Genomic DNA, 21804 nt, shown 5'->3' with positions numbered 1-21804 from the left:
ACCCGACCTTGACTCAATGCTAGCGTGAGTTTCAAAACCAATGTTAGCGCGAGTTTCAAAACTCGTGCTAACAAACAAACTAAAATAATTCGTGAATTCGTGGTCAAAAACACTACTTGATTATATTAGCAAACACAATTGTTTCAGAGTACTTCTCGATACAACGAATCACAGATTCGCCACTCGAAGTGACGTTTTGAGTTTGATACGTCATTGCGAAAATTTCATACTTCAACTAATATGAGCATTATAATATAAACACACTACTGCATCACTTTTTTCCTCGTAGTGATATATTGAAGATAAATTGCTGAATATTTTAAAACTAATGTCAAATCGAGCGCAGTCGAGATTCTCAGGAAATACTAACATTCCTAGTGTTCTCGACTGCGCTCGAACTGACATGTAAAGTTTACTTAGAATTTTATCTGCAGTGTCGTATAAAAGTTTCTATTATTAGACGGAATAATTCCCGGTCCTGGATAACCCGTAGCACGACGTGTAAAGTATTCGTTGTCTAATACATTATTGATTCCAGTTTCTAGCTTGAAGTTTTTATACGTATATGAAAACGAAATATCTAAAATATCATACGCAGGAATTTCACCAATTACGCCGCTTAAGTTACTTTCTACAGCGTTCGAAGCATCTGTGAATTGTTGTGATAAGTACGTATACTGAATGTTTGATAAGAAGTTTTTGTAACCGAAACGAATTCCCGTTTTTAGATTCACGTTGGGTACAAATTCTACATTATTTCCTTCTACACCATTCTCATCTGACTTTGTATATTCAGAATTCGTAATGGCAGCATTGATAAAGTAGTTAAAGCTATAATCGTTGTTTTTAAGAAAAACTTCATTCAGATTGAAATCTAATAACCCTTCAAAACCATACATCACAGCATCTCCTATATTTCCGCGTTCACTTTTTACACTTCCATCCGAAAAAGCACGTTGTACAAATCCAATTCGATCGTTGTAGAACAATCCAAATGCACCAACATCATACGAAAGAAAGTTTTTATAATTTCCACGCAATCCAAAATCAATAGTCATTCCTTTTTCATCATCAATTGTTGGACTGATCGCAAAGGCTGGATTAATAATACTTATATCTGTAAACGTCACCGAACGATAGTTTTGTGATACATTTCCATAGATTTCCAACGCGTCTGTTGGCTTGTAACTTGCTCCCAATCCAAATAATACAAACGAACGTTCACGCGTTTCACTATTGTCTACTGTTTCGTTTAAAATCACGTTTCCAGCACCATCTAAATTGATTCGCTTGAAAAATCCGTCACTTTCTGTTTTGATATGTTCAAATCGGAATCCTGGCGTGATCGATAATTTATCATTCACATAAAAAATATTCTCTCCAAAAATCGCCATATTCAAGTTTGGATAATCATACGCAGATTGGTTTTGATAGTTTGGAAAATCTGCTGTTTGAAATTCAAAATTCGGATCGCTTCCAGTACTTCCCGGACCTTGCGCACTGGTATTATCGGCTTTGTAAAATTTTGAACCAATTAAAAAGGTAGATTTCTTCCCAAAAATTTCATAGTTACTCAACAAACGTGCTTCAAATCCGAAGTTGTTAAAGTCACCTTTTATCAAATCACGTTCGCCACCTGGATCTACTTGATTCACACGATTGGTTCTGAATCCTAAAGCATTTCGTTCCGCATTCAAACCAAAAGCATTAAAGGTGAAATTGGTGTCTTCAGAGAATTTATGAGAGAATTTTAAGTTGTACAACAACCAATCAATCTGAAACCAGTTACGCGCTCTGTTGCTCTGAAAAGGATTTTCTGCAAACATCGCGTCTGTTAATCCGCCAGCTTGTTTTGCCAAATAACGCAAATAGGTAACTTCTGCTTCTAATTTAGTTCTGTCATTGAATTGATAGCCAATATGGGCGTAGGCATTTTTTGATTCGAATTCAGAGTTTGGACGAAATCCGTCACCTTTTTTATAGTTAAAAAACGAATAGTAACTAAATTTTCCTGTCGTTCCGCTTACGCTCGTAAAGTTGGTGTATAGATTGTTGCTTCCGATGGTGTTTCGGGTAATAAACTCAAATGGTTTTGCTTGATTTGGCTTTTTCATTACAAAGTTGACCAAACCACCAAACTGTGTTCCATACTGCAACGAAGCCGCGCCACGAATGATTTGAATTTCCTGTAAACCTTCTGCCGCAGGCGAATAGTAACTTTCTGGATATCCTAATACATCAGCACTGATATCATACCCATTTTGACGTGTATTAAAATTTGCTGTTCTGTTCGGATCTAATCCGCGTCCACCAATATTTAACTGCAATCCTGCATCATCATTTTGGTAAATATTTAAACCAACGACTTGACTGTATATTTGACGTGCATTGTTGGAAGCTAAATTTGCCATCGATTGTTCTACCAATACTACTTCCGTCTTTTTTCCTGCGTAAATTGCTGTTTCTTCTACATCTTTTAATCGCTTTAGCGCGAAGATTTTATTCTTACGAACATTCAGCTCTACTTCTGATAATTGTTCGCCCAAAGGTTTCAATGCAATGTTTAGAATTACTTCTTTTTCTACAGTAATTGATTTTTCTATCACATCATATTCATAAGAGAAAAATATAAGTGTTAGCGCTTTTTCTTCTGTGGTAAATTCGTAATATCCTTTTGCATTCGTAGTCGCTAACTTTCCCGAAGTTTGATCGTAAATATCAACATTTGCAATAGGCTTCTGAGTTTCAGTCGAAGTTACAGTTCCAGAAATTTTTTGTTGTGCAGCTAGGGAAATACTGAACAAGCAAATGATAATAAGTGTACTAAAATCCTTTAATCGCATCATCTTTAAATGGTAAAATCCAGTGTTTGTGTTTGAATGATTCTTTTTGCTGATATAAATCAACAGTATTGTCTATATATGGTTGGCTTATTCGTCCGTTGAGTGCTACATGACTGTCTACAAAAACTTGTACATTTTCATGTCCTTGACTCGTAAAATGATCGCCTAAATAATGTGCATATTCGAGAATGAAATCGGATTGAAAGCTCATTTGTTTTTCTTGAAATTCCGTTAAGAAATCGCTGTTTTTCACATAGAAATAGTTTCCCGTTTTTCCATCTACAATTTTAAAGGTTGAAATTCCTGCCTTTTCCATCAGCATGACACGCCATGAAAAACGATAGCCTTGTTCTGTCCAAAATAATTCACCTGGATATAGCATATATCGAAACGGAAATAGAATTTGAATGGCAAAGAAAGCAACTACAATAGGAATGACCATAGATTTGTATGATAAATTGTAATTTGATAGTGTTTCAACGGCTGTTGTATTGACCTTAATCACCGTATGAATACCTTTTTTGATGAACGCGATGACTTTTTGATGAAATCCTGCATCAAAGAAAATTAAAGTGCCCACAATCATGACAAAAGGAAACATTCCGATAGGAAATAAAACTCTTGTAAAGACATGAAAAAACACGACTAATACAAAGGCAAATACACGTGTTCTTTTGTAGAGTAATAGGAACGGAATGCATAAATCATACAACATTCCTGACCAACTCATGGCGTAGTGAAACCAATCTTGTTGCAGTACAGTTTCTCCAATTAATGGCAGATCGAATTTGGAAGGCAACCATATTTTTAATGGCTGCGCTTTGAATAACCAATCTGAATTAAGTTTTGCCAATCCTGCATAGAAATAGACAATTCCTAACAATAGTTTAATCGCATCAATGGTCCATTTTGGAATTTCTTCATAAGATCTTTTCCTCCATAAATTGTCAATTGAAAAGGTGGCATTCGCTGGAAGGAAAATCATCAGAAAACTCAAAATACTGATAAAATAGTAATGATTGAGATAGGTTGTTTTGTCCATCAATTCGATGTACGTAAAACTTAAAAAGAAAGTGATGATTGCTAATCGATATTTGAGTCCTAGTGCTACAAAAAATGCCGATAATCCACAAAGAATAAAGATGAGATACGTAAAACTCCCTAGTGGTTTTGCCCATTCAAAGCCGTAGTATGAGAAATGAAATGTAGGTTCAAGGTAGAGACTTTCTATCCAACCATGTGCCCAAAAACGAATGATTCCGTAACACATCATCAAACCAAAACCAATACGAAACACCGCTAATGGCGCTGCATTTGTTTGCTGTTGTAGATATGTTTGAAAACGATTCACTCGATAATCGAGATTTAGATGCTTCAACGTTTAGGTTGAAATACTTTTAATGGTTTCTTCTAAATACTTCGTAAGATTGCCTTCGAAGTACGTTTACTTTCACACAAAAAAAGGTTGCCTACAAACGACAACCTTAGTTTTACGAGTAATTTTGCTATTTAGTCTCCATCTGCGTCCACATAATCTACACTGATGTTGAATGCTTGAAGCATGTCTACTTTTAATAAAACAACAGCGGCTTGTAGCGCATCATACGCTTCTGTCATTTTAGTATTGTCAGTATTTATTTGTGTCGCAAAGTTTGCGTTTAATTCTTGAATTTTTCCACGTGCTGTATTGAACTGATTGATAATTAATGTGGCCAAATCAGCTCTATCTAAAGAAATTAGATACGTTTTAAAACTTTCACCTGAAGCGCTTCCTCCAAATTCAGTTCCGTTAAATACATTTTGTACAGCAGTTAATGCTTCTAAAGCTAATTCTTTTGATACTTCTTGATTGTAATATGCTTCTACTCTATCTGGTAAAGGTGTTGAAGAAAAGTTTCCGGCTGGAATACCAATTTTGTTCGCTCTTAATCCTTTTTCGTAGTAAAAAATAAAATCGTTGATGAATTTATTTGTAGCACTTGTCGCTGTGTTTGAAGTACTAGACACAAAAGTATCTCTGTAATTTACGATCCAATCACTCAACACTTCTTGCGTTAATGTTTGCATTTGATTGACAACATCAGAAAGATAGGTTTTGTATTTTCCTGCTTCTGCATCTGTGTCATATTTGGTAATAATGGCAGCATCTGTTGCATCTAAACCATATAACATATAGTCTAATGCTGGAAAACCAACAGCATCATTATTATTTGGATGTGTTAAATCGTAACTTCCACTCGTGACATTATTTTCAACATCTGTCGTGTTTAAAGGATAGGTATTCATTTGAAAATGAAATAGAATTTCCTCTGCTTTTCCAATATTGAACGCTTCTACATGTTGCCAAGCTTTGTAGGCTGTTAACCAAGCAGAACGCAAAGCATCTAAATTTGTTTGATTTGGCGTTGCTGTAAAATTATCTTTTGCAGTAACTAATGCACCTAAGTTGGTGTCTAAAGCTTGATAAGATGGAATAATGATATTATCTGCAATGTTTCGTAACATATCTGCTCTATCAAAAGCAGTTCCGTTTCCGCCTCCATTGGTATCGTTTGAATCATCACTTGAGCTACAAGCTGCAATAAATAAGGCGACTAATACTACTGAGAAAAGTTTCTTCATTCTTTCTTATTTCTATTTATTCTAAATAAACACGGCAAAAATAAAAAAGTAGCGAGTGTTATCCTAATACATTCGCTACTTTTTTATACTAATTCTAAATAATTTTTTTTAGCTTCCTGCTTGTGCTGTTGTAAAGTTGAATTCAGCTGATATTTCGTCAGAAATTGCGTCTAGTGTTGCTGGTGTTACATCCCAAAAACCGTTTCCAGTCATTAACTGAGAAATAAATCCGTCAACTTCTGATTTTGTAAAATATGGCGCGTTCGTTCCTGGCTTACGTGTGAATTGCAAGCTGTAGATAAATCCAAATCCCTCCGATAAATCGTGGAATGCACTTGCGTTATCAGTTCCTAAGTTATTTTTTCCTTGTTGTAAATAGTATACTGCTCTTACACCAATTACAGTAGATATTTTTTCTCTGATGATATCCGCTTGTTGATCACGAACGGTATAGTTTTTAGCAACAATTGCTGCTCTTCCTAGTTTGAATGCTTCGTATATGTCAGAAGCAATTCCTGCGAAGTCTGTATCACCTTCTACTCTAGCTAGGTATTTGTTTAAGAAACTATCTTCGTTTAATATTGGAGCGGTTGCATTGTCTGTTCCGTAAAGGTATCCAAAAGCTTCATCCCATTTGTGCTCCATTGTTGTATAGTTTTTACCTTCTGCAACAGTTCCTGCATCGTTATCAGCTCTGTTTGTTCCAGCATCTAATACAGAAGTACTTAGGTAATTATTCAACATTTGGTCAGCCATTAAAGCTCCAATCAATCCTTTGTTTACTGCTTGATTGTATTCTAATCCTTTTCCACTGATGTAACGTGTAGATCCGCCACCAGCTTCTTGTAATTGTCCAGCGTTTCCAGCGGTTGCATTGTTTGCCCATGCTGGGAAAACTTCAGAAACTTGCGCTGCAATCCAACTATCAAAATCAGCTTTAATTGCATTGGCATCTGTAGTATTTGCAGAAAAATAATCTGAAGAAGCCGCCGTTTTGCTACGGATACTTTTATTAGACGCGTTTAAAGTAGCATCACTAAAGTCATTATTTCCTTCGGCATGTGCAAACATTCCATCTAATTGTGCTTCTGTTCTTGAATTATCTTTAAGAGCCGTAATAAACTCTTCTCCCATTTCAATTCTTGTCGTTTGACCATTATAATCTACGGTAGTAGCTCCATTTCTGCTGAATGTATACGTTGCTGGAGCAGTTACTTCATTCAAATCAATTGGAGGTGTATCATCATCATTAGAACAAGATGTAAATATAAATGTTGAAAGTGTCAATAATCCTAGGATTGCTTTTTTCATTTTGATTGTTTTTTTGGTATTTCTGTTTGTTTTGGCAAATATATTATGTGGATTTGAATTGAGCAAGCTTATTTAGAATTAATCTTAGTTAAATTAAAAATAAGAAATCAAATAACTCACTATCAATTATTTAACAATTTACAATCTTCGATTTTCATATAAAAACTGGCTAATTCGATCGCAATAAATAGACATTTTCACCATTTTTTATGTCATTTTTTTCAAACAGTAACCAAATGTTTTCTGAGTCGTCATAAGAGTATAACTATTCATCAATCAAAAAACACAATCCATGAAGAATTACATTTTACTTATTCTCTTTTCGGGAATATTTTTAGTATCAAACAATGCATTTTCACAAGAATCAACTATTAAGACATCAGAAAATTTAGAGGAAAAAATTTTGACTTTAGATTCGCAATTCTGGAAAGTTTATAATTCCTGTGAGGCAGACGATTTTAAACAGTTTTTAACGGGCGATTTAGAGTTTTATCACGATAAAGGCGGACTGACAAAGACTTCCAATACGTTGATTGAATTGGTCAAAAAAGGACTCTGCGCCGATCCGAACACAAGATTACGTCGAGAAGCTGTAAAAGGAAGTGTAAAAGTGTATCCGCTTCAGAATTACGGTGCAATCATTACTGGCGAACATCTTTTTTATTTGACTGAAAACGGTAAAAAAGAACAACTTGTAGAGTCTGCCAAATTCACACATGTTTGGCAAAACGAAAATGGAACATGGCGTATGTCGCGCGTGCTGAGTTACGATCATCAAAAAGCATCAAAGAATTCAGCAAAGCCGAATGTTCAATTGTCAGCACAAGCTATGAAATCACTGACAGGAACCTACAAAGCACCAAATACTGGAATCGTAACTATTTATGCAAATGACAGTACATTACGTATCAAAGCAGGTAAAATGAACTCTGAATTATTCGCTGCATCAGAAACTTCGCTGTTTATCAAAGAAGCTCCTTTACGTTTTGATTTTGAGAAAGATTCACAAGGAAAAGTTGTAAAGTTTACAGTTTTTGAGAATGGGAATGCTGTGGAGGTTGCTGTTAGGGTTGAATGAGATTTCTATTTTAGTACTATAAAAAAACCGTAACATTCCATGCTACGGTTTTTAAATTATATATTTTTTCTTCAAAAAATTACTCTCCCATCATCTCTATCAACTTCGCAGAAACTCTTTTATACGTTCCATCTTCTAATCGTGTACGAATTGCTGAGAATGCTACGAGCGTTTGTTCTACGTCTTCTAAAGTGTGTGATGCCGTAGGAATCATTCTTAATAAGATTAATCCTTTTGGAATTACTGGATATACCACAATAGAACAGAAGATTCCGTGGTTTTCACGCAAGTCTTTTACCAAGGCCATTGCTTCTGGAATGCTTCCTTTTAAGTATACTGGTGTTACACAACTTTTAGTCGTTCCAATGTCAAATCCGCGTTCTTTTAATCCGCTTTGTAATGCATTTACAATTTTCCAAAGGTTTTGTTTTAGTTCTGGCATGGTGCGTAGCATGTCTAAACGCTTTAACGCTCCAACTACCAATTGCATTTGCAATGATTTTGCGAACATTTGCGAACGCAAGTTGTATTTTAAATAATCTATGATTTCTTTATCTGCTGCAATAAATGCTCCTGTACTTGCCATTGATTTTGCAAAAGTTGCAAAGTACACGTCAATATCATCTTGTACGCCTTGCTCCTGTCCTGCTCCAGCTCCTGTGGCACCAAGCGTTCCAAAACCGTGTGCATCATCTACAAATAAACGGAAGTTATATTTTTTCTTAAGTGCTACAATTTCTTTTAATTTCCCTTGCTCACCACGCATTCCAAAAACTCCTTCAGAAATCACTAAGATTCCTCCGCCAGTTTGTTCTGCCATTTTGGTAGCACGTTCTAAGTTTTTCTCTAAACTAGCAATATCATTGTGCTTAAACGTAAAACGTTTTCCCATGTGTAAACGCACACCGTCAATAATACATGCGTGTGAATCTACATCGTATACAATAATATCATCTTTGGAAACTAAAGCATCTACGGTAGATACCATTCCTTGATATCCGAAGTTTAATAAGTAAGAAGCTTCTTTTCCAACAAATTCAGCCAATTCGTTTTGCAATTGCTCGTGTAAGTCTGTATGACCAGACATCATACGTGCGCCCATTGGATATGCTGAACCGTAGGCTGCAGCAGCTTCTGCATCTACTTTACGTACTTCAGGATTGTTTGCTAAACCTAGATAATCATTGATACTCCAGGTAATGACATCTTTTCCTTGAAATTTCATTCGGTTAGAAATTTCTCCTTCTAATTTCGGAAAAACAAAATATCCTTCTGCTTGTGATGCCCATTTTCCTAGTGGTCCTTTATCCTTATAAATTTTAGCAAATAAATCCTTCATCTATCTCAGTTTTTCTTATTGTATCAATACGGGTTATTGTAATGTATGAAGTTTTTTTGAAAACTTCAACGGCAAAAATAAATATTTTTACCTGCCTATCATAATTATTAGCCCTTTATGTTAGATTGCTATTTTTTTCAGAAATTTTTTACGGAATTTGAGGCTATAACATAAAAAAGCAGCATAATCTGTATCATGCTGCTTTTGAATATGTTAGAATAAATATTTTTCTTCTTATTTAATGTATTCTATTTTCTGAGCTTCTTCAATATTTTTACTATCAAAAAACCCTTGTGAACTCATCCATTCGTCACTGTACACTTTGCTCATGTATCTTGATCCGTGATCTGGAAAAATGACAATAACATTGCTATTTTCATCAAATTCACCTTCTTCTGCCAATTGCTCTATAGCTTGCATCGCTGCTCCACTAGTATATCCTACAAATAAACCTTCAGTTTTAGAGATTTCACGTGCCTTGTGTGCACTTTCTTCATCTTTTACTTTGATAAATTTATCAATTACGTCAAAATCTGTAGCTGTTGGAATTAAGTTTTTTCCTAATCCTTCTATGCGATACGGATAGATTTCGTTAGCATCAAATTCTCTAGTTTCGTGGTATTTTTTTAATACTGAACCGTAGGCATCTACACCTAAAACTCTGATATTTGGATTTTGTTCTTTTAAGTATTTTGCGGTTCCAGAAATAGTTCCTCCTGTTCCACTACACGCTACAAAGTGTGTAATATTTCCGTTGGTTTGTTTCCAAATTTCTGGACCAGTTGTGTTGTAATGTGCATCAATATTTAATTCATTAAAGTACTGATTGATGTATACTGAACCTTTTGTTTCTTCATGAATACGTCTGGCTACTTGGTAGTATGAACGTGGATCGTCGGCACTTACATGCGCAGGACACACATATACTTTTGCTCCCATAGAACGCAACATGTCTATTTTATCTTTCGAAGATTTAGAACTTACCGCTAATATACATTCGTATCCTTTAATGATACTTACCATTGCAATACTAAATCCTGTATTTCCTGAAGTCGTTTCTATAATAGTATCACCAGGCTTGATGATTCCTTTCTTTTCTGCCTCTTCAATAATATATAAAGCGATTCTATCTTTTGTTGAATGTCCTGGATTGAATGCCTCAACCTTTGCGTAGAAATTTCCTTTGATATTTTTTGTGATGTGCTTCAATCTAACCAAAGGGGTGTTTCCGATAAGTTCGAGTACATTATCAAAAGCATTAATTTGTTGTTCCATAAAAACTATTAAGTTGGTACAGGGTTCTATTTTTATATGTTTTGAAAATAAGCAAAACCTTGCAAATTTAAGTTAAATTTTTTAATTACTCCTTTATATTTTCTAAGTCCAGTAAAAACGCGTATTCTTCGGCAACTTCTTTCAAAGCTTCAAAGCGTCCAGAAGCACCTCCGTGTCCTGCTTCCATGTTGGTATGTAAGAGTAAAATATTGTCATCTGTTTTAAGTTCTCGCAACTTTGCAACCCACTTTGCAGGTTCCCAATATTGTACTTGCGAATCGTGCAATCCGGTTGTGACTAACATATTAGGATATGCTTTGGCTTCTACATTATCATACGGCGAATATGACTTCATATATTCATAATCCGCTTTTTCATTTGGATTTCCCCATTCATCATATTCTCCAGTAGTTAACGGAATACTATCGTCTAACATTGTAGTGATAACATCTACAAAAGGAACAGAAGCAAGGATTCCATTATATAATTCAGGGTTCATGTTTGAAATTGCGCCCATTAACAATCCTCCTGCACTTCCTCCTGAGGCATATAAATGTGCTGGTGAAGTATATTTTTGTTCTATTAAATATTTAGAGCAATCTATAAAATCTGTAAAGGTATTTTTCTTGTGCATTAATTTTCCAGTTTCATACCAGTTTCTGCCCAAATATTCTCCACCACGAACATGTGCTAATACAAAGATAAAACCTCTGTCTAATAAACTTAATCTTGGAGAAGAAAAATAAGGATCTATGGTAGAACCATAAGAACCATACGCATATTGCAGTACAGGATTTGTCCCGTCTTTTTTGAGACCTTTACGATAGATTACTGACATCGGAATTTTAGTTCCATCAGCAGAAGTTGCCCATAAACGTTCAGAGATGTAATTATTTTTATCAAATTTTCCGCCCAATACTTCTTGCTCTTTTTTAACCTCTTTGGTTTTTGTTACCATATTAAAATCGATCACAGAAGCTGGTGTCGTCATTGAGTTATATGAATATCGTAAGATATCCGTATCAAAGTCCACATTGACACTCGTATCGGCTGTATACGTTTCATTGTCAAACGGCAAATAGTAATCTTCCGTTTCATCCCAACGAATGATTCTAATTTTATTTAAACCATTGTCACGCTCGCTTACGACCAAAAAGTCCTTAAAGATTTCAATGTCTTCCAATAATACAGCTGGACGATGTGAAATAATGTCTTCCCAATGTTCCATTCCTGTATGAGTTTCAGGCGTTTTAGACAGCTTAAAATTAACGGACTCATCTTTATTACTCATCACATAAAAATGATCTTTATAATGCGATATATTGTATTCTAAACCACGAACACGCTCTTGAAATACTCTAAATTCCCCATCTGGAGTATCGGCTTCTAAGATTCTGTATTCCATTGTCAATGTACTCATCGAACCTATGACCAAGTATTTTTTAGATTTTGTTTTGTAAACAAAAGTCATAAATGTTTCGTCTTCTTCATGAAATACAACTGCATCACTTTCAACAGCATCACCTAGTGTATGTTTGTATATTTTTTCGGAACGCAGCGTTTGTTCGTTTCGGTTGGCATAAAACAACGTTTTGTTATCAGCTGCCCACGTAGCGCTTCCTGTGGTATTTTCAATGCGTTCCTTGTAGATTTCTCCTGTTTCTAGATTTTTGATATGAATTACATACTGACGTCTACTTACCGTATCGACACCAAAAGCCGCCAATTTATTATTGGGACTGATACTGATTCCTGTAAGTTTGTAATACGAATGCTCTTTTGCCATTTCGTTGACATCAAATAAAACCTCATCAGGTGCGTCTAACGAGTCTTTTCTACGGATGTGAATTGGATAATCTTTTCCTTCTTCAAACTTCTTTATATACCAATATCCGTTTAATTTATAAGGCACTGAGGAATCATCTTCTTTAATTCTTCCTTTCAATTCTTCAAATAAATTTTGTTGAAAATCCTTCGTGTGTGCCGTTAAAGCATCATTATATGTGTTTTCTGCTTCTAAATAAGCGATGACTTCTGGGTCTTCTCGGTCGTTTAACCAATAATAATTATCAATTCTCACATCGCCATGCTTTTCAAGTTTTGTAGGTTTCTTGGCAATAGTGGGTACAGGTATATTTTTGTTCATGTTTGAAGTATTCTTTTTACAGGAATTTATGAGTATAAAACTTATTAAAAAGATGGTTACTCGTTTTTTCATTTGAAAAATCTCTTAAAAAGCTCACAATTTAATAATTTTGCAAATAGTAACCTTTAATTATATATACAAATGTTTGGAGACTTAATGGGAATGATGGGGAAACTCAAAGAAACCCAGAAAAAAGTAGAAGAAACGAAGCAACGTTTGCATTCTGTTTTGATTGATGAGAAAAGTTCTGATGGTTTAATAAGTGTGACTGTAACTGCTAATCGCGAGATTAAGGCAATTACGATTGCTGATGAACTTTTGGAAGATAAAGAACAATTAGAAGATTATTTAATTTTAACATTAAATAAAGCTATAAAACGCGCTGGTGAAGTACATGAAACAGAAGTATCAGCCGTAGCCAAAGATGGAATGCCTAATATTCCTGGTATGGATATGTTTTCTTAAAATAATTACATCTACTATAACATAAAGAAAGAGTTACTGTAAAAGTAGCTCTTTTTTAGTTTCAGCAATTGAAAAGGTATTTTCAGAAATCTCCTCAAAAATTTTAAGGATTCTCAATCTAATTTTAAACAACTATTAATTACTCATAAACGTTTAAAATTATTTATTATGAAAAAAAGAAGCTTAAAGAATCTTGCCTTAAACAAGCAAGCAATTTCAAATTTTGAATATTGTATTACTGGAGGACTTTTCCCTGAATCAAAAACAGGCGGATGTAATACTGTCAGCCTAATTTTGCAATGTCCAGCTCCAGAACCAACTAAAGACCCTGTTCCTTCTCCAATAACAGATGCTGTTGGATGTCCAGGACCACGTTAGTATTCACAATTCTTTAAAACTTGCTATATCTTTTTAGGATGAGACAGTTTTTATAAGTAAAAAAATATCCCTTTTTTGAATAGAGAGTTACTATAAAAAGTAGCTCTTTTTTTATTTCAGCAATTGAAAAGATATTTTCAGAAATTTCCTCAAAAACTTCAAGGACTATCAAGCTAATTTTAAACAACTATGAATTACTCAACAAACATTTAAAATTATTTATTATGAAAAAAAGAAGCTTAAAAAATTTGAGACTTAACAAAGAATCAATTTCAAACATTCAAAATACTATTTCTGGTGGTGCAGAGACTGGTGGTTATTGTGAGACTATATTGAGATCATTTCTTTACGGTGGTTGCCCAAAAGATGATACTCCAGAACCTCTTCCTTTAACAGCAGATGTTTTAGACTGTCCAGACAACAGCTTATATGGAACTTGCTCTTTAGGACATTGTGTAGATTCTTTTTGGTGTCCGCTCTAGATCAATTCTAATTATAATACCAAACAAAAAAAGGGAAGTCAATTGACTTCCCTTTTTGTATTTTATCAAAACTTAGTGTTTTAGATTATTTTTGATCTAATACTCTAAATTGAGTTCTTCTGTTAGCTAAGTGCTCTCTTTCTGTACAAGAAACACCATCTTTACATCTGTTTAATAATCTTCTTTCTCCGTATCCGTTAGAAACAATCTTACTAGCGTTGATTCCTTTAGAAATTAAGTAGTTAGTAACTGCTTGTGCTCTTCTTTGAGATAAAGCTTCGTTACTAGAAGCAGTTCCTCTTGAATCTGTGTGAGAAGCAATCTCTACAGAAACTCCACTTTGTAAAATTGGTAATAATTTACTATCAATTTCACGCTTAGCTGCTTCTGTTAAAGTTGCACTACCTAAGTTCCAGTTAATGTTTAAGTTGTTATATGTCAACAATTTACAATCAACTTCTTTCCAAGTAGTTAAACCACCTTTTTTAGTCAATACTTCTTTCGTTACTGTTTTGTAAACCGCAGGAATTTCAGTTTCAACTACACGAGAATCTTCTACTAATTTTGTAGTTTTTAAAGTAGCTTCTTTTTGAGAAATTGGAATTGTTCTTGTGCTTGGTGCAGAAGTCATTACCGTTTTCTTAAACGTTTTGCTTGTAGATGGAATATCTTCCACACGTGTGCTTTCGTTTGTAATGATTGTTTTCTTTACTGTTTCAGTTACAGCAGGAATTTCAACTCTTTCCGTAGTTGGAGGAGTTACCATTACTCTACGCTTCATTGTTTTAATTTCCGCAGGAACATCAATGACACGTGTTGTTGGAGGTGTTACCATTACTGTTTTCTTGATAGTTTTTGTAACTTCAGGAATAGGAATTACACGTGTACTAGCTGGAGTTACCATAATAGTTCTTGTAAATGTTCCTTCTCCACATGGCTTTCCACCATTGTTGTTAGGATCACAATCAGGAGTTCTTACTGAAGAAGCATCAGCAGCTAAACGTTGTACTGGTACAATTTCATTTTGAGCTGGAATAGCTTTGTAACACCAGTATCTACAATCGTCTGGGTTAGAAGAATTACAATCTGCTGGAGGAATTTCACTCATTTGCCATTCAGCAGCAGCTGGTTTTACTTCAATAGTTTCAAAATCACTTGAAAAAGATGCTTTTACAACACTAATTGAAGATCCGTATTCTCTCTTCTTATACGTTACAGTTTCTTTTCCCCACTCAGCAGGAATAACCTCTAAACGTTGAGAAGCTTCTTTCACCATGATGACTACATCTCTTGTTTCATACACAGCTGGTACAATTTCTACCTTTTGATATGCAGGTCTTGTTACAACGTCAAAAGTTCTAGTTTCATACACTGCAGGAACCAATTTCAATCTGTAACTTGCTTCTTTCACAACTACAGTTTCAGTATCTCTACTTTTTTGTGAAGGGACTTTCACTAAACGTTGAGATGCTTCCTTAGTTACTACTTCAAAAGTTTCAGTTCCGTACTCAGCTGGGACAATAGCTAATTCTTCTCCTGCAACCTTTGATACTACAGTTTCGTTTACTGTGGTATACTTAGCTGGGACAACTTTCAGCTTTTTGTAAGCTGGTGATACCATAATCTGTACATCCTGATTCTCATACACATCAGGAGTGACACAACGAACATAACATTTACCTGGCTCGGGATTTGTTGGTAAATCTTGTGCGAATGCAAAAGAACCAAAGGCTAAGGCTAGTCCGAAAAATAGTTTTTTTCTCATGTCTTAAATGATTAATTATTTATTTATTGTTATTAATGATTAACAATGTACGAAATTATTTATTTGAAACAGAAAACCATTATCTAAATGTTATGCCAGCATAATATTTGGTTGAACTACTTTTTTTTATCGTTAAAAAGCATTTTTTAGGGAAAAACCCTGTATAAACTTCCAAATTGAACTTTATAGCATTTCTTTTCCCAATATATTTTGATATATTTACTCATCTAACTAAATCTCTAATTAACTATGTTTGAATTATTCCAAAGTGAAAACAATCAAAAATTCTACTTTAATCTAAAAGCTAAGAATGGGCAAATTATTATGTCAAGCCAAGGATATGCTGATAAGAGCGGGGCTAAAAACGGTATAGATTCTTGTAAAAAGAATTCAACTGATGATAGTAAATTTGAGCGTAAAACTGCTAAAAATGGAAAGTTCCACTTCAATTTAAAAGCTGGTAACGGACAGATAATTGGAAGTAGTCAAATGTACGCTAGTGAAGCAGGAATGGAAAACGGAATTGAATCTGTAAAGAAAAATGCTGGAAGCGCAGAAACGAAAGACCTAACAGAGTAGAAAAAATACTATTATAAAAAAAGCAGCTGAAATCGCTGCTTTTTTTATGCTTTGTTTTTACTTACATTATCTGCTGTATGACTTTTAAAAACTCTTGATGCATAGCCGCTGTATAATCTAAATGTGTGACAATGCGGAGTTTTCCACTTCCCATACCAATTAAGTCTATTCCGAGTGTATCTAATTTGGTTAAGAAATCTTGTTCGTCAATATCATCTTGCAGATAAAAGATGATGATATTTGTATCTATGGGTTCTACTTTTTTGATAATGGCCAAACTTTCTAGCACTCTTCCAATTTCTTTTGCCTTGTCATGATCTTCTGCCAAACGTTCTATATGATGGTCTAATGCATATGTTCCAGCGGCAGCTAAATATCCAGCTTGACGCATTCCGCCACCTAATATTTTTCGAATTCGCAGCGCTTTATGAATCATTTCTTCATCAGCAACCAATACAGAACCTACAGGACAACCTAACCCTTTAGATAAGCACACAGAAATTGTATCAAATAGTTTTCCATACTGTTCTGGTGTTTCTCCTTTTTCTACCAAGGCATTCCATAAACGTGCTCCATCTAGGTGAAAACCTAAATCATTTTCACGCGCTACTGCATGTATTTTTTCAATCTCACTAAAATCCCAACAAGCGCCTCCGCCTCTATTGGCCGTATTTTCCAACGCAATTAATGCACTTAATGGACTGTGATAAAAATCTGGTGGGTTAATAGCTGCTTTGGCTTGTGCTGCCGTAAACATTCCGCGATGTCCATCTATTAATTTACAAGAAGCGCCACTGTTGAAACTTACGCCGCCACCTTCATAATTATAAATATGTGCATCTTTATCACAAATCACTTGATCGCCAGGATTTGTATGTAATTTGATGGCCGTTTGATTTGCCATGGTTCCGCTAGGAAAAAACAAAGCGGCTTCTTTGCCAAACATTTCAGCAACTTTTTTCTCTAAATGGTTGATGGATTCATCTTTTTTAAAAACATCATCTCCAACTTTTGCATCAAACATAGCTTTTAGCATTGCTGGAGTCGGCTTTGTAACCGTATCACTTATTAAATTAATTCGCATTTTTTATATAAAAGTATTGAGGTTTTAGTATTGTGTATTGAGATATTTTATGGTTTCAAGACATTCTCATGAGCTACGCTCGGTATCTACGATAATGCTCGAATTGATAATTTATTTTTTACCATAACGTCACTTCGAGTGATTTTCTATTAAGAAAATTGTATCGAGAAGTGCTTCATAATTCAGTATTCAGTATTCAGTATTCAGTATCCAAAAATCGTTAATCAAAAATCATCAATCGTTAATCTTCAATCCTTAATGATTATAATGACAATTGTCAGTTCCAATTGGAGAACCATCAGGGATTTTTGGAGATGCTTCTTTTTTAAATTTTTCAGGATATTTTTTAAACTGATCTAACATTTCTAAATAATAAAATTGGTACGCTTTCTCCGACTCCTTATATTTTTTACTTGCAATTTTTTGCTTGAGTGTATGCAATACATATTGACTTTGTGCTTTTACCGCTGGTGATGCGTTTGGATGTTTTGCCAAGTACATTAAATGCTTTAATACATTTATATTCACGGCGTGTCCTAATTCACTTTCATACGCTTTAGCATAGTTTTTATATAATGTTTTCTCCAAAATCATTTCAGTCATTTCCATAAAATCCAATTGTCTCTTATTCAGGCTTTTTTGTTGAATTAAACGCGCTACACGTTCTGGATGAAACAAAAACGACAATGTCATATCACTTGCTGTTGCAGCTGGACTCACCGCATCAAAAGCGACACCTGTATTTCCTTTAAATGATTCTCTTGATCTACGGTATGAATACGCTCTTGGTGGAAACATATCGAGTATTTCTTTCGGAATTTCCAGCGTTTTGGCATTTAGTGTTTCCAAAATTGCACTTAAGGCTTCGCGCTGTTTTTTTGGTGAAACAACTTCGGTAATTAACTGTCCATCACCTTTTGTGGCATAATTGTATTCCAATCCTCCAATTAGCTTAGAAGTAGCTTCTGTTTGATATCTATGGAAGAAGTATAACGGCACAAACACGTCTTCTAAAACAGTATAAGACTCGTAACTACGAATATTATCTTTTGAGAAGTTTTTGATTGCCAATGCACGGACATCTAGTACATTTTCTAGTTCCGAAACTGCACTTTTCCCATTGTCCCACAAATGTGCATTTGCATGTGCGCCACCAATTGGTCGTGCATCTGCATCCGAAATAAAACGATGTCCCGCTTTATAAGCTTTGTCTAAAATTTTTCGCAATTCTTTTTTTTCCGCTTCCGCAGATTTGAACTCCGAGTATGAATATGCTACCGTAACTTTATCCCAAGATCCAATTCCCACAGCATACGCATCAGATAAGTCAATTTTTCCATTCTTAATGTTTATGGTCGGATGCGGATAATCCATCACAGAACTTCTATTATTGGTACTTGCTGCAAAATTATGTGCAAATCCTATGGTATGTCCAACTTCATGTGCCGATAATTGACGAATACGTGCCAATGCCATTTGTAACATTGGCTGATAATTGGCATCATTTTTTTCAAAAGGAGCATTCAATAAAGCTTGTGCAATTAAAAAATCTTGACGAATACGTAAACTTCCTAAACTTACATGTCCTTTGATAATTTCTCCAGTTCGAGGATCCACCACACTTGCTCCATAACTCCATCCACGTGTAGAACGATGTACCCACTGAATTACATTATAGCGTACATCCATCGGATCGGCATCTTTTGGCAACATTTTTACCTGAAATGCATTCGTATAGCCAATAGCTTCATACGCTTCATTCCACCAACGAGCTCCATCTAACAATGCCGAACGTACTGGTTCAGGTGTTCCCGGATCTAAATAATATACAATAGGCTCTTTAGCTTCGCTTTTTGTTGCATTCGGATTTTTCTTTTCCAAACGATGACGCGTCACAAAACGTTTCATCATCGGTTCTTGAATCGGCGTGGCATAATCGTAATATGAAATATAAATCGCGCCACTACGCGGATCAAAGACTCTTGGTTTATAATTATCGTCTGGCAATGCTACAAACGAATGATGTTGAATTACAGAAACTAAAGAAGCGTTTGGTGTAACACTTGTAATATTTCCGCCTTTAGGTTTTCCTTTAAACGTTAATAAAGCTTCAAACTCTACATTTTGGGGAAATGCTTTGGTTCTTTCCATAGACAAAGCACTTTTAGTTTTGTCAATTTTATACACACCTTGCTTTTTTGATGCCAAAGTTTCAATTACGCCATGTGCATCTTCCAGTAAAAAAGGAGTTATATCAATCGTATATTTTTTGTCTTTTTCAGAAATAATCGGGAAACCAAATAACACTGATTTCGCAAAAGCTTGCTCTACACTTTTTTGTTCCAAACTGTTGGTTGTATTGGCTCTGTATTGCAAATTAGGCTGTACCAACATGAGTTTGTTCCCCATTTTTTGAAATTGCACTACAACGCCATCGCCAATCTGTCCTCTATCCAAGCCTATATCATTAGAACCAACACCGCTTGCTAGTGAATATACATATAGAAAATCTTCATCCAGTTTTTCTACTTCCAAAAAGATTTTATCGGTTTTCTCTTCGTAAGAAAAATTAAAAAGTCCTGTATAATGTTCTCGCGGATAGATTTTCTTTTTCTTTTCTTCTTGCGAAATACCAACAGAGGTGCATAAGAAAATGAAAATCAAGAAAGTATATTTATTCATTATTCGTTTTATTTATATAAAGCCAACACTGTTGATTTTGTGACATAAAACAGCAGTATTGTTGATTCTAGCGGTTTTTTTACTTTAGGCTATGAATATACGTAAAACATCTTATTTTTGTAGGAATTAAAAGAATAAACATGATAACATCAGATCAGATAAAAGATCTTATCAATCGCCTTGGTGCGTTAAGGAGGTATCTTTGACATAGATGCCAAACTGATAGAAATTTCCAACGAAGAAGAAAAAACCTATGCTCCTGACTTTTGGGACAACCCGAAAGAAGCTGAAATCATTATGAAACAGCTCCGTGGAGAAAAAAAATGGGTTAGTGATTATAATGAAGTTTCCGATTTAATCGGCGATTTGGAAGTGCTCTATGAATTCTATAAAGAAGGCGACGCTTCCCTAGAAGAAGTCGAAACACAATTTGAAAAAACAACGACTAAAATAGAAGATTTAGAGTTCCGAAATATGTTGTCTGAAGAAGGCGACAGTATGAGTGCTGTACTACAAATTACGGCTGGAGCTGGCGGAACTGAAAGTTGTGATTGGGCAAGCATGCTCATGCGAATGTACTTGATGTTTGCCGAAAAACAAGGTTATAAAGTCAAAGAACTCAACTACCAAGAAGGTGATGTGGCTGGAATTAAAACTGTTACCTTAGAGATTGAAGGCGATTATGCTTTTGGTTGGTTGAAAGGTGAAAATGGTGTGCATCGTTTGGTGCGTATTTCTCCTTTTGACAGTAATGCCAAACGTCATACGTCATTTGCGTCTGTATATGTATATCCTTTGGTAGATGACTCAATTGAAATTGACATTAATCCTGCAGATATTGAAATCATTACATCTCGTTCTAGTGGCGCTGGTGGGCAAAATGTAAACAAAGTTGAAACCAAAGTACAGTTAAAACACAAACCTTCTGGAATTCAGATTTCTTGTTCGGAAACACGATCACAACAAGACAACCGAATAAGAGCCATGCAAATGTTGAAGTCGCAGTTGTATGAGATTGAGTTGAAAAAACAGATGGAAGCTCGTGAAGACATTGAGGCCGGGAAAATGAAGATCGAATGGGGATCACAGATCCGAAATTATGTAATGCATCCGTATAAATTAGTAAAAGATGTACGTACGGCGCACGAAACAGGAAATGTTGATGCCGTGATGAATGGGCAAATTGATGAATTTTTAAAAGCCTATTTAATGACTATGGGACAGAAAAAAGATGAAGAAACTCTTTGAGTTTAGACACGCCTTGCTTTAGACACGTTTTCGCTTGCACGAAATCTTTTAGACCGCTACGCTGTTAGATTTGTTAGATTTTTTCACTTGTGTAAAACCACTCAATACTCAATACTAATACCTAATACCTAATACCTAATAAAAAAACATGCTAAAAATATATCATAATCCAAGATGCGGAAAATCCAGAGAAGGATTGGCTATTTTGAAAGAATCTGGAAAAGAATTTATAATTATAAAGTATTTAGAAAATAGACTTTCGTTAGACGAATTAACAAAGATTATTGAAATGCTTGGTATTGAACCGATTGATTTGGTACGACAAAAGGAAGCTTTTTGGAAAGAAAACTACAAAGACAAAAGGATTTCTAAAGCACATATTATCAAATTGATGCTTTCCAATCCTAAATTGATGGAACGACCAATTGTTGTCAACGGAGATAAAGCCGTTATCGGAAGACCTCCAGAAAATATTAAAACAATTTTATAACTCAAAAACCTAGCCTC

General features: G+C 34.9%; 17 protein-coding genes. 7 read left to right on the top strand and 10 right to left on the bottom strand.

The features are described from left to right. Positions 1 to 416: 416 nt before the first annotated feature. The 4 genes from Q0845_RS11840 to Q0845_RS11825 form a co-directional block, all read right to left on the bottom strand. A complete protein-coding gene (locus tag Q0845_RS11840; RefSeq protein ID WP_298513342.1) occupies positions 417 to 2843 on the bottom strand; it encodes a TonB-dependent receptor in 2427 nt (808 codons plus the stop codon). Continuing rightward, positions 2824 to 4194: an HTTM domain-containing protein gene (locus tag Q0845_RS11835; RefSeq protein WP_298513339.1), complete on the bottom strand. Its 1371-nt coding sequence runs from the start codon at positions 4192 to 4194 to the stop codon at positions 2824 to 2826. Before Q0845_RS11835 ends, Q0845_RS11840 begins: the two co-directional genes overlap by 20 nt. 158 nt (positions 4195 to 4352) lie before the next feature. Continuing rightward, positions 4353 to 5465 carry an imelysin family protein gene (locus tag Q0845_RS11830; RefSeq protein WP_298513217.1) on the bottom strand — a complete coding sequence of 371 codons (1113 nt, stop codon included), beginning with the start codon at positions 5463 to 5465 and terminating at the stop codon, positions 4353 to 4355. 108 nt (positions 5466 to 5573) lie between these two features. Then, positions 5574 to 6776 (bottom strand): DUF4856 domain-containing protein, encoded by a 1203-nt coding sequence (locus Q0845_RS11825; RefSeq protein WP_298513213.1) that lies wholly within the window; start codon positions 6774 to 6776, stop codon positions 5574 to 5576. A 292-nt stretch (positions 6777 to 7068) separates the two neighbouring features. Here Q0845_RS11825 and Q0845_RS11820 point away from each other — a divergent pair, with 292 nt between their 5' ends. Next, entirely contained in the window at positions 7069 to 7854 is a 786-nt protein-coding gene (locus Q0845_RS11820; protein ID WP_298513211.1) for a DUF4440 domain-containing protein, read from the top strand. 79 nt (positions 7855 to 7933) lie between these two features. Here the strand turns inward: Q0845_RS11820 and Q0845_RS11815 are convergent, their stop codons facing one another. The 3 genes from Q0845_RS11815 to Q0845_RS11805 all read right to left on the bottom strand — a co-directional run bounded on the left by Q0845_RS11815 (position 7934) and on the right by Q0845_RS11805 (position 12614). Beyond that, a complete protein-coding gene (locus Q0845_RS11815; RefSeq protein ID WP_298513209.1) occupies positions 7934 to 9193 on the bottom strand; it encodes an aminotransferase class I/II-fold pyridoxal phosphate-dependent enzyme in 1260 nt (419 codons plus the stop codon). Between the two features lie 234 nt (positions 9194 to 9427). Continuing rightward, complete coding sequence (locus Q0845_RS11810; protein WP_298513206.1) at positions 9428 to 10468, bottom strand: PLP-dependent cysteine synthase family protein; 1041 nt, start codon at positions 10466 to 10468, stop codon at positions 9428 to 9430. A gap of 85 nt (positions 10469 to 10553) precedes the next feature. Beyond that, a complete protein-coding gene (locus Q0845_RS11805; protein WP_298513204.1) occupies positions 10554 to 12614 on the bottom strand; it encodes a S9 family peptidase in 2061 nt (686 codons plus the stop codon). Positions 12615 to 12755: 141 nt separating this feature from the next. Between Q0845_RS11805 and Q0845_RS11800 the strand changes: the two genes are divergently transcribed. The 3 genes from Q0845_RS11800 to Q0845_RS11790 all read left to right on the top strand — a co-directional run bounded on the left by Q0845_RS11800 (position 12756) and on the right by Q0845_RS11790 (position 13939). Continuing rightward, positions 12756 to 13079 (top strand): YbaB/EbfC family nucleoid-associated protein, encoded by a 324-nt coding sequence (locus Q0845_RS11800; protein ID WP_298513201.1) that lies wholly within the window; start codon positions 12756 to 12758, stop codon positions 13077 to 13079. Between the two features lie 168 nt (positions 13080 to 13247). Continuing rightward, positions 13248 to 13457, top strand: coding sequence for a hypothetical protein (locus Q0845_RS11795; RefSeq protein WP_298513198.1), 210 nt, complete (start codon positions 13248 to 13250; stop codon positions 13455 to 13457). Between the two features lie 224 nt (positions 13458 to 13681). Further along, positions 13682 to 13939, top strand: coding sequence for a hypothetical protein (locus tag Q0845_RS11790; RefSeq protein ID WP_298513196.1), 258 nt, complete (start codon positions 13682 to 13684; stop codon positions 13937 to 13939). A gap of 85 nt (positions 13940 to 14024) precedes the next feature. Here Q0845_RS11790 and Q0845_RS11785 read toward each other — a convergent pair whose 3' ends face one another. Beyond that, the gene (locus Q0845_RS11785; protein ID WP_298513194.1) at positions 14025 to 15704 is read right to left on the bottom strand and encodes an OmpA family protein; all 1680 of its coding nucleotides are present in this window, start codon (positions 15702 to 15704) and stop codon (positions 14025 to 14027) included. 249 nt (positions 15705 to 15953) lie between these two features. Between Q0845_RS11785 and Q0845_RS11780 the strand changes: the two genes are divergently transcribed. Next, positions 15954 to 16283 carry a YegP family protein gene (locus Q0845_RS11780; protein WP_298513191.1) on the top strand — a complete coding sequence of 110 codons (330 nt, stop codon included), beginning with the start codon at positions 15954 to 15956 and terminating at the stop codon, positions 16281 to 16283. A gap of 61 nt (positions 16284 to 16344) precedes the next feature. Here the strand turns inward: Q0845_RS11780 and Q0845_RS11775 are convergent, their stop codons facing one another. Both Q0845_RS11775 and Q0845_RS11770 read right to left on the bottom strand, forming a co-directional pair. Further along, positions 16345 to 17367: a low specificity L-threonine aldolase gene (locus tag Q0845_RS11775; protein ID WP_298513189.1), complete on the bottom strand. Its 1023-nt coding sequence runs from the start codon at positions 17365 to 17367 to the stop codon at positions 16345 to 16347. 255 nt (positions 17368 to 17622) lie between these two features. Then, positions 17623 to 20049, bottom strand: a complete 2427-nt coding sequence (locus Q0845_RS11770) for a zinc-dependent metalloprotease (protein WP_298513187.1) — start codon at positions 20047 to 20049, stop codon at positions 17623 to 17625. Positions 20050 to 20189: 140 nt separating this feature from the next. Here Q0845_RS11770 and prfB point away from each other — a divergent pair. Continuing rightward, a protein-coding gene (prfB, locus tag Q0845_RS11765; RefSeq protein ID WP_298513185.1) for a peptide chain release factor 2 occupies positions 20190 to 21297 on the top strand; the annotation gives its coding sequence in 2 pieces (ribosomal slippage) (positions 20190 to 20252 and positions 20254 to 21297; 1107 coding nt in all). A 148-nt stretch (positions 21298 to 21445) separates the two neighbouring features. Beyond that, entirely contained in the window at positions 21446 to 21787 is a 342-nt protein-coding gene (gene arsC, locus Q0845_RS11760) for an arsenate reductase (glutaredoxin) (protein ID WP_298513182.1), read from the top strand. Positions 21788 to 21804: the final 17 nt, after the last annotated feature.

This window comes from uncultured Kordia sp., assembly GCF_947489565.1.
In the GTDB taxonomy this organism is placed as follows: domain Bacteria; phylum Bacteroidota; class Bacteroidia; order Flavobacteriales; family Flavobacteriaceae; genus Kordia.
Note: the sequence above shows the minus strand (reverse complement) of the source record. Positions and strands in the feature narration are given on the sequence as shown.

Bases quoted from the DNA above. Each gene is read 5' to 3' on its own strand.
- Q0845_RS11840 (WP_298513342.1), bottom strand. From the start codon at position 2,843: ATGCGATTAAAGGATTTTAGTACACTTATTATCATTTGCTTGTTCAGT.
- Q0845_RS11830 (WP_298513217.1), bottom strand. From the start codon at position 5,465: ATGAAGAAACTTTTCTCAGTAGTATTAGTCGCCTTATTTATTGCAGCT.
- Q0845_RS11825 (WP_298513213.1), bottom strand. From the start codon at position 6,776: ATGAAAAAAGCAATCCTAGGATTATTGACACTTTCAACATTTATATTT.
- Q0845_RS11820 (WP_298513211.1), top strand. From the start codon at position 7,069: ATGAAGAATTACATTTTACTTATTCTCTTTTCGGGAATATTTTTAGTA.
- Q0845_RS11815 (WP_298513209.1), bottom strand. From the start codon at position 9,193: ATGAAGGATTTATTTGCTAAAATTTATAAGGATAAAGGACCACTAGGA.
- Q0845_RS11810 (WP_298513206.1), bottom strand. From the start codon at position 10,468: ATGGAACAACAAATTAATGCTTTTGATAATGTACTCGAACTTATCGGA.
- Q0845_RS11805 (WP_298513204.1), bottom strand. From the start codon at position 12,614: ATGAACAAAAATATACCTGTACCCACTATTGCCAAGAAACCTACAAAA.
- Q0845_RS11800 (WP_298513201.1), top strand. From the start codon at position 12,756: ATGTTTGGAGACTTAATGGGAATGATGGGGAAACTCAAAGAAACCCAG.
- Q0845_RS11795 (WP_298513198.1), top strand. From the start codon at position 13,248: ATGAAAAAAAGAAGCTTAAAGAATCTTGCCTTAAACAAGCAAGCAATT.
- Q0845_RS11790 (WP_298513196.1), top strand. From the start codon at position 13,682: ATGAAAAAAAGAAGCTTAAAAAATTTGAGACTTAACAAAGAATCAATT.
- Q0845_RS11785 (WP_298513194.1), bottom strand. From the start codon at position 15,704: ATGAGAAAAAAACTATTTTTCGGACTAGCCTTAGCCTTTGGTTCTTTT.
- Q0845_RS11780 (WP_298513191.1), top strand. From the start codon at position 15,954: ATGTTTGAATTATTCCAAAGTGAAAACAATCAAAAATTCTACTTTAAT.
- Q0845_RS11775 (WP_298513189.1), bottom strand. From the start codon at position 17,367: ATGCGAATTAATTTAATAAGTGATACGGTTACAAAGCCGACTCCAGCA.
- Q0845_RS11770 (WP_298513187.1), bottom strand. From the start codon at position 20,049: ATGAATAAATATACTTTCTTGATTTTCATTTTCTTATGCACCTCTGTT.
- arsC (WP_298513182.1), top strand. From the start codon at position 21,446: ATGCTAAAAATATATCATAATCCAAGATGCGGAAAATCCAGAGAAGGA.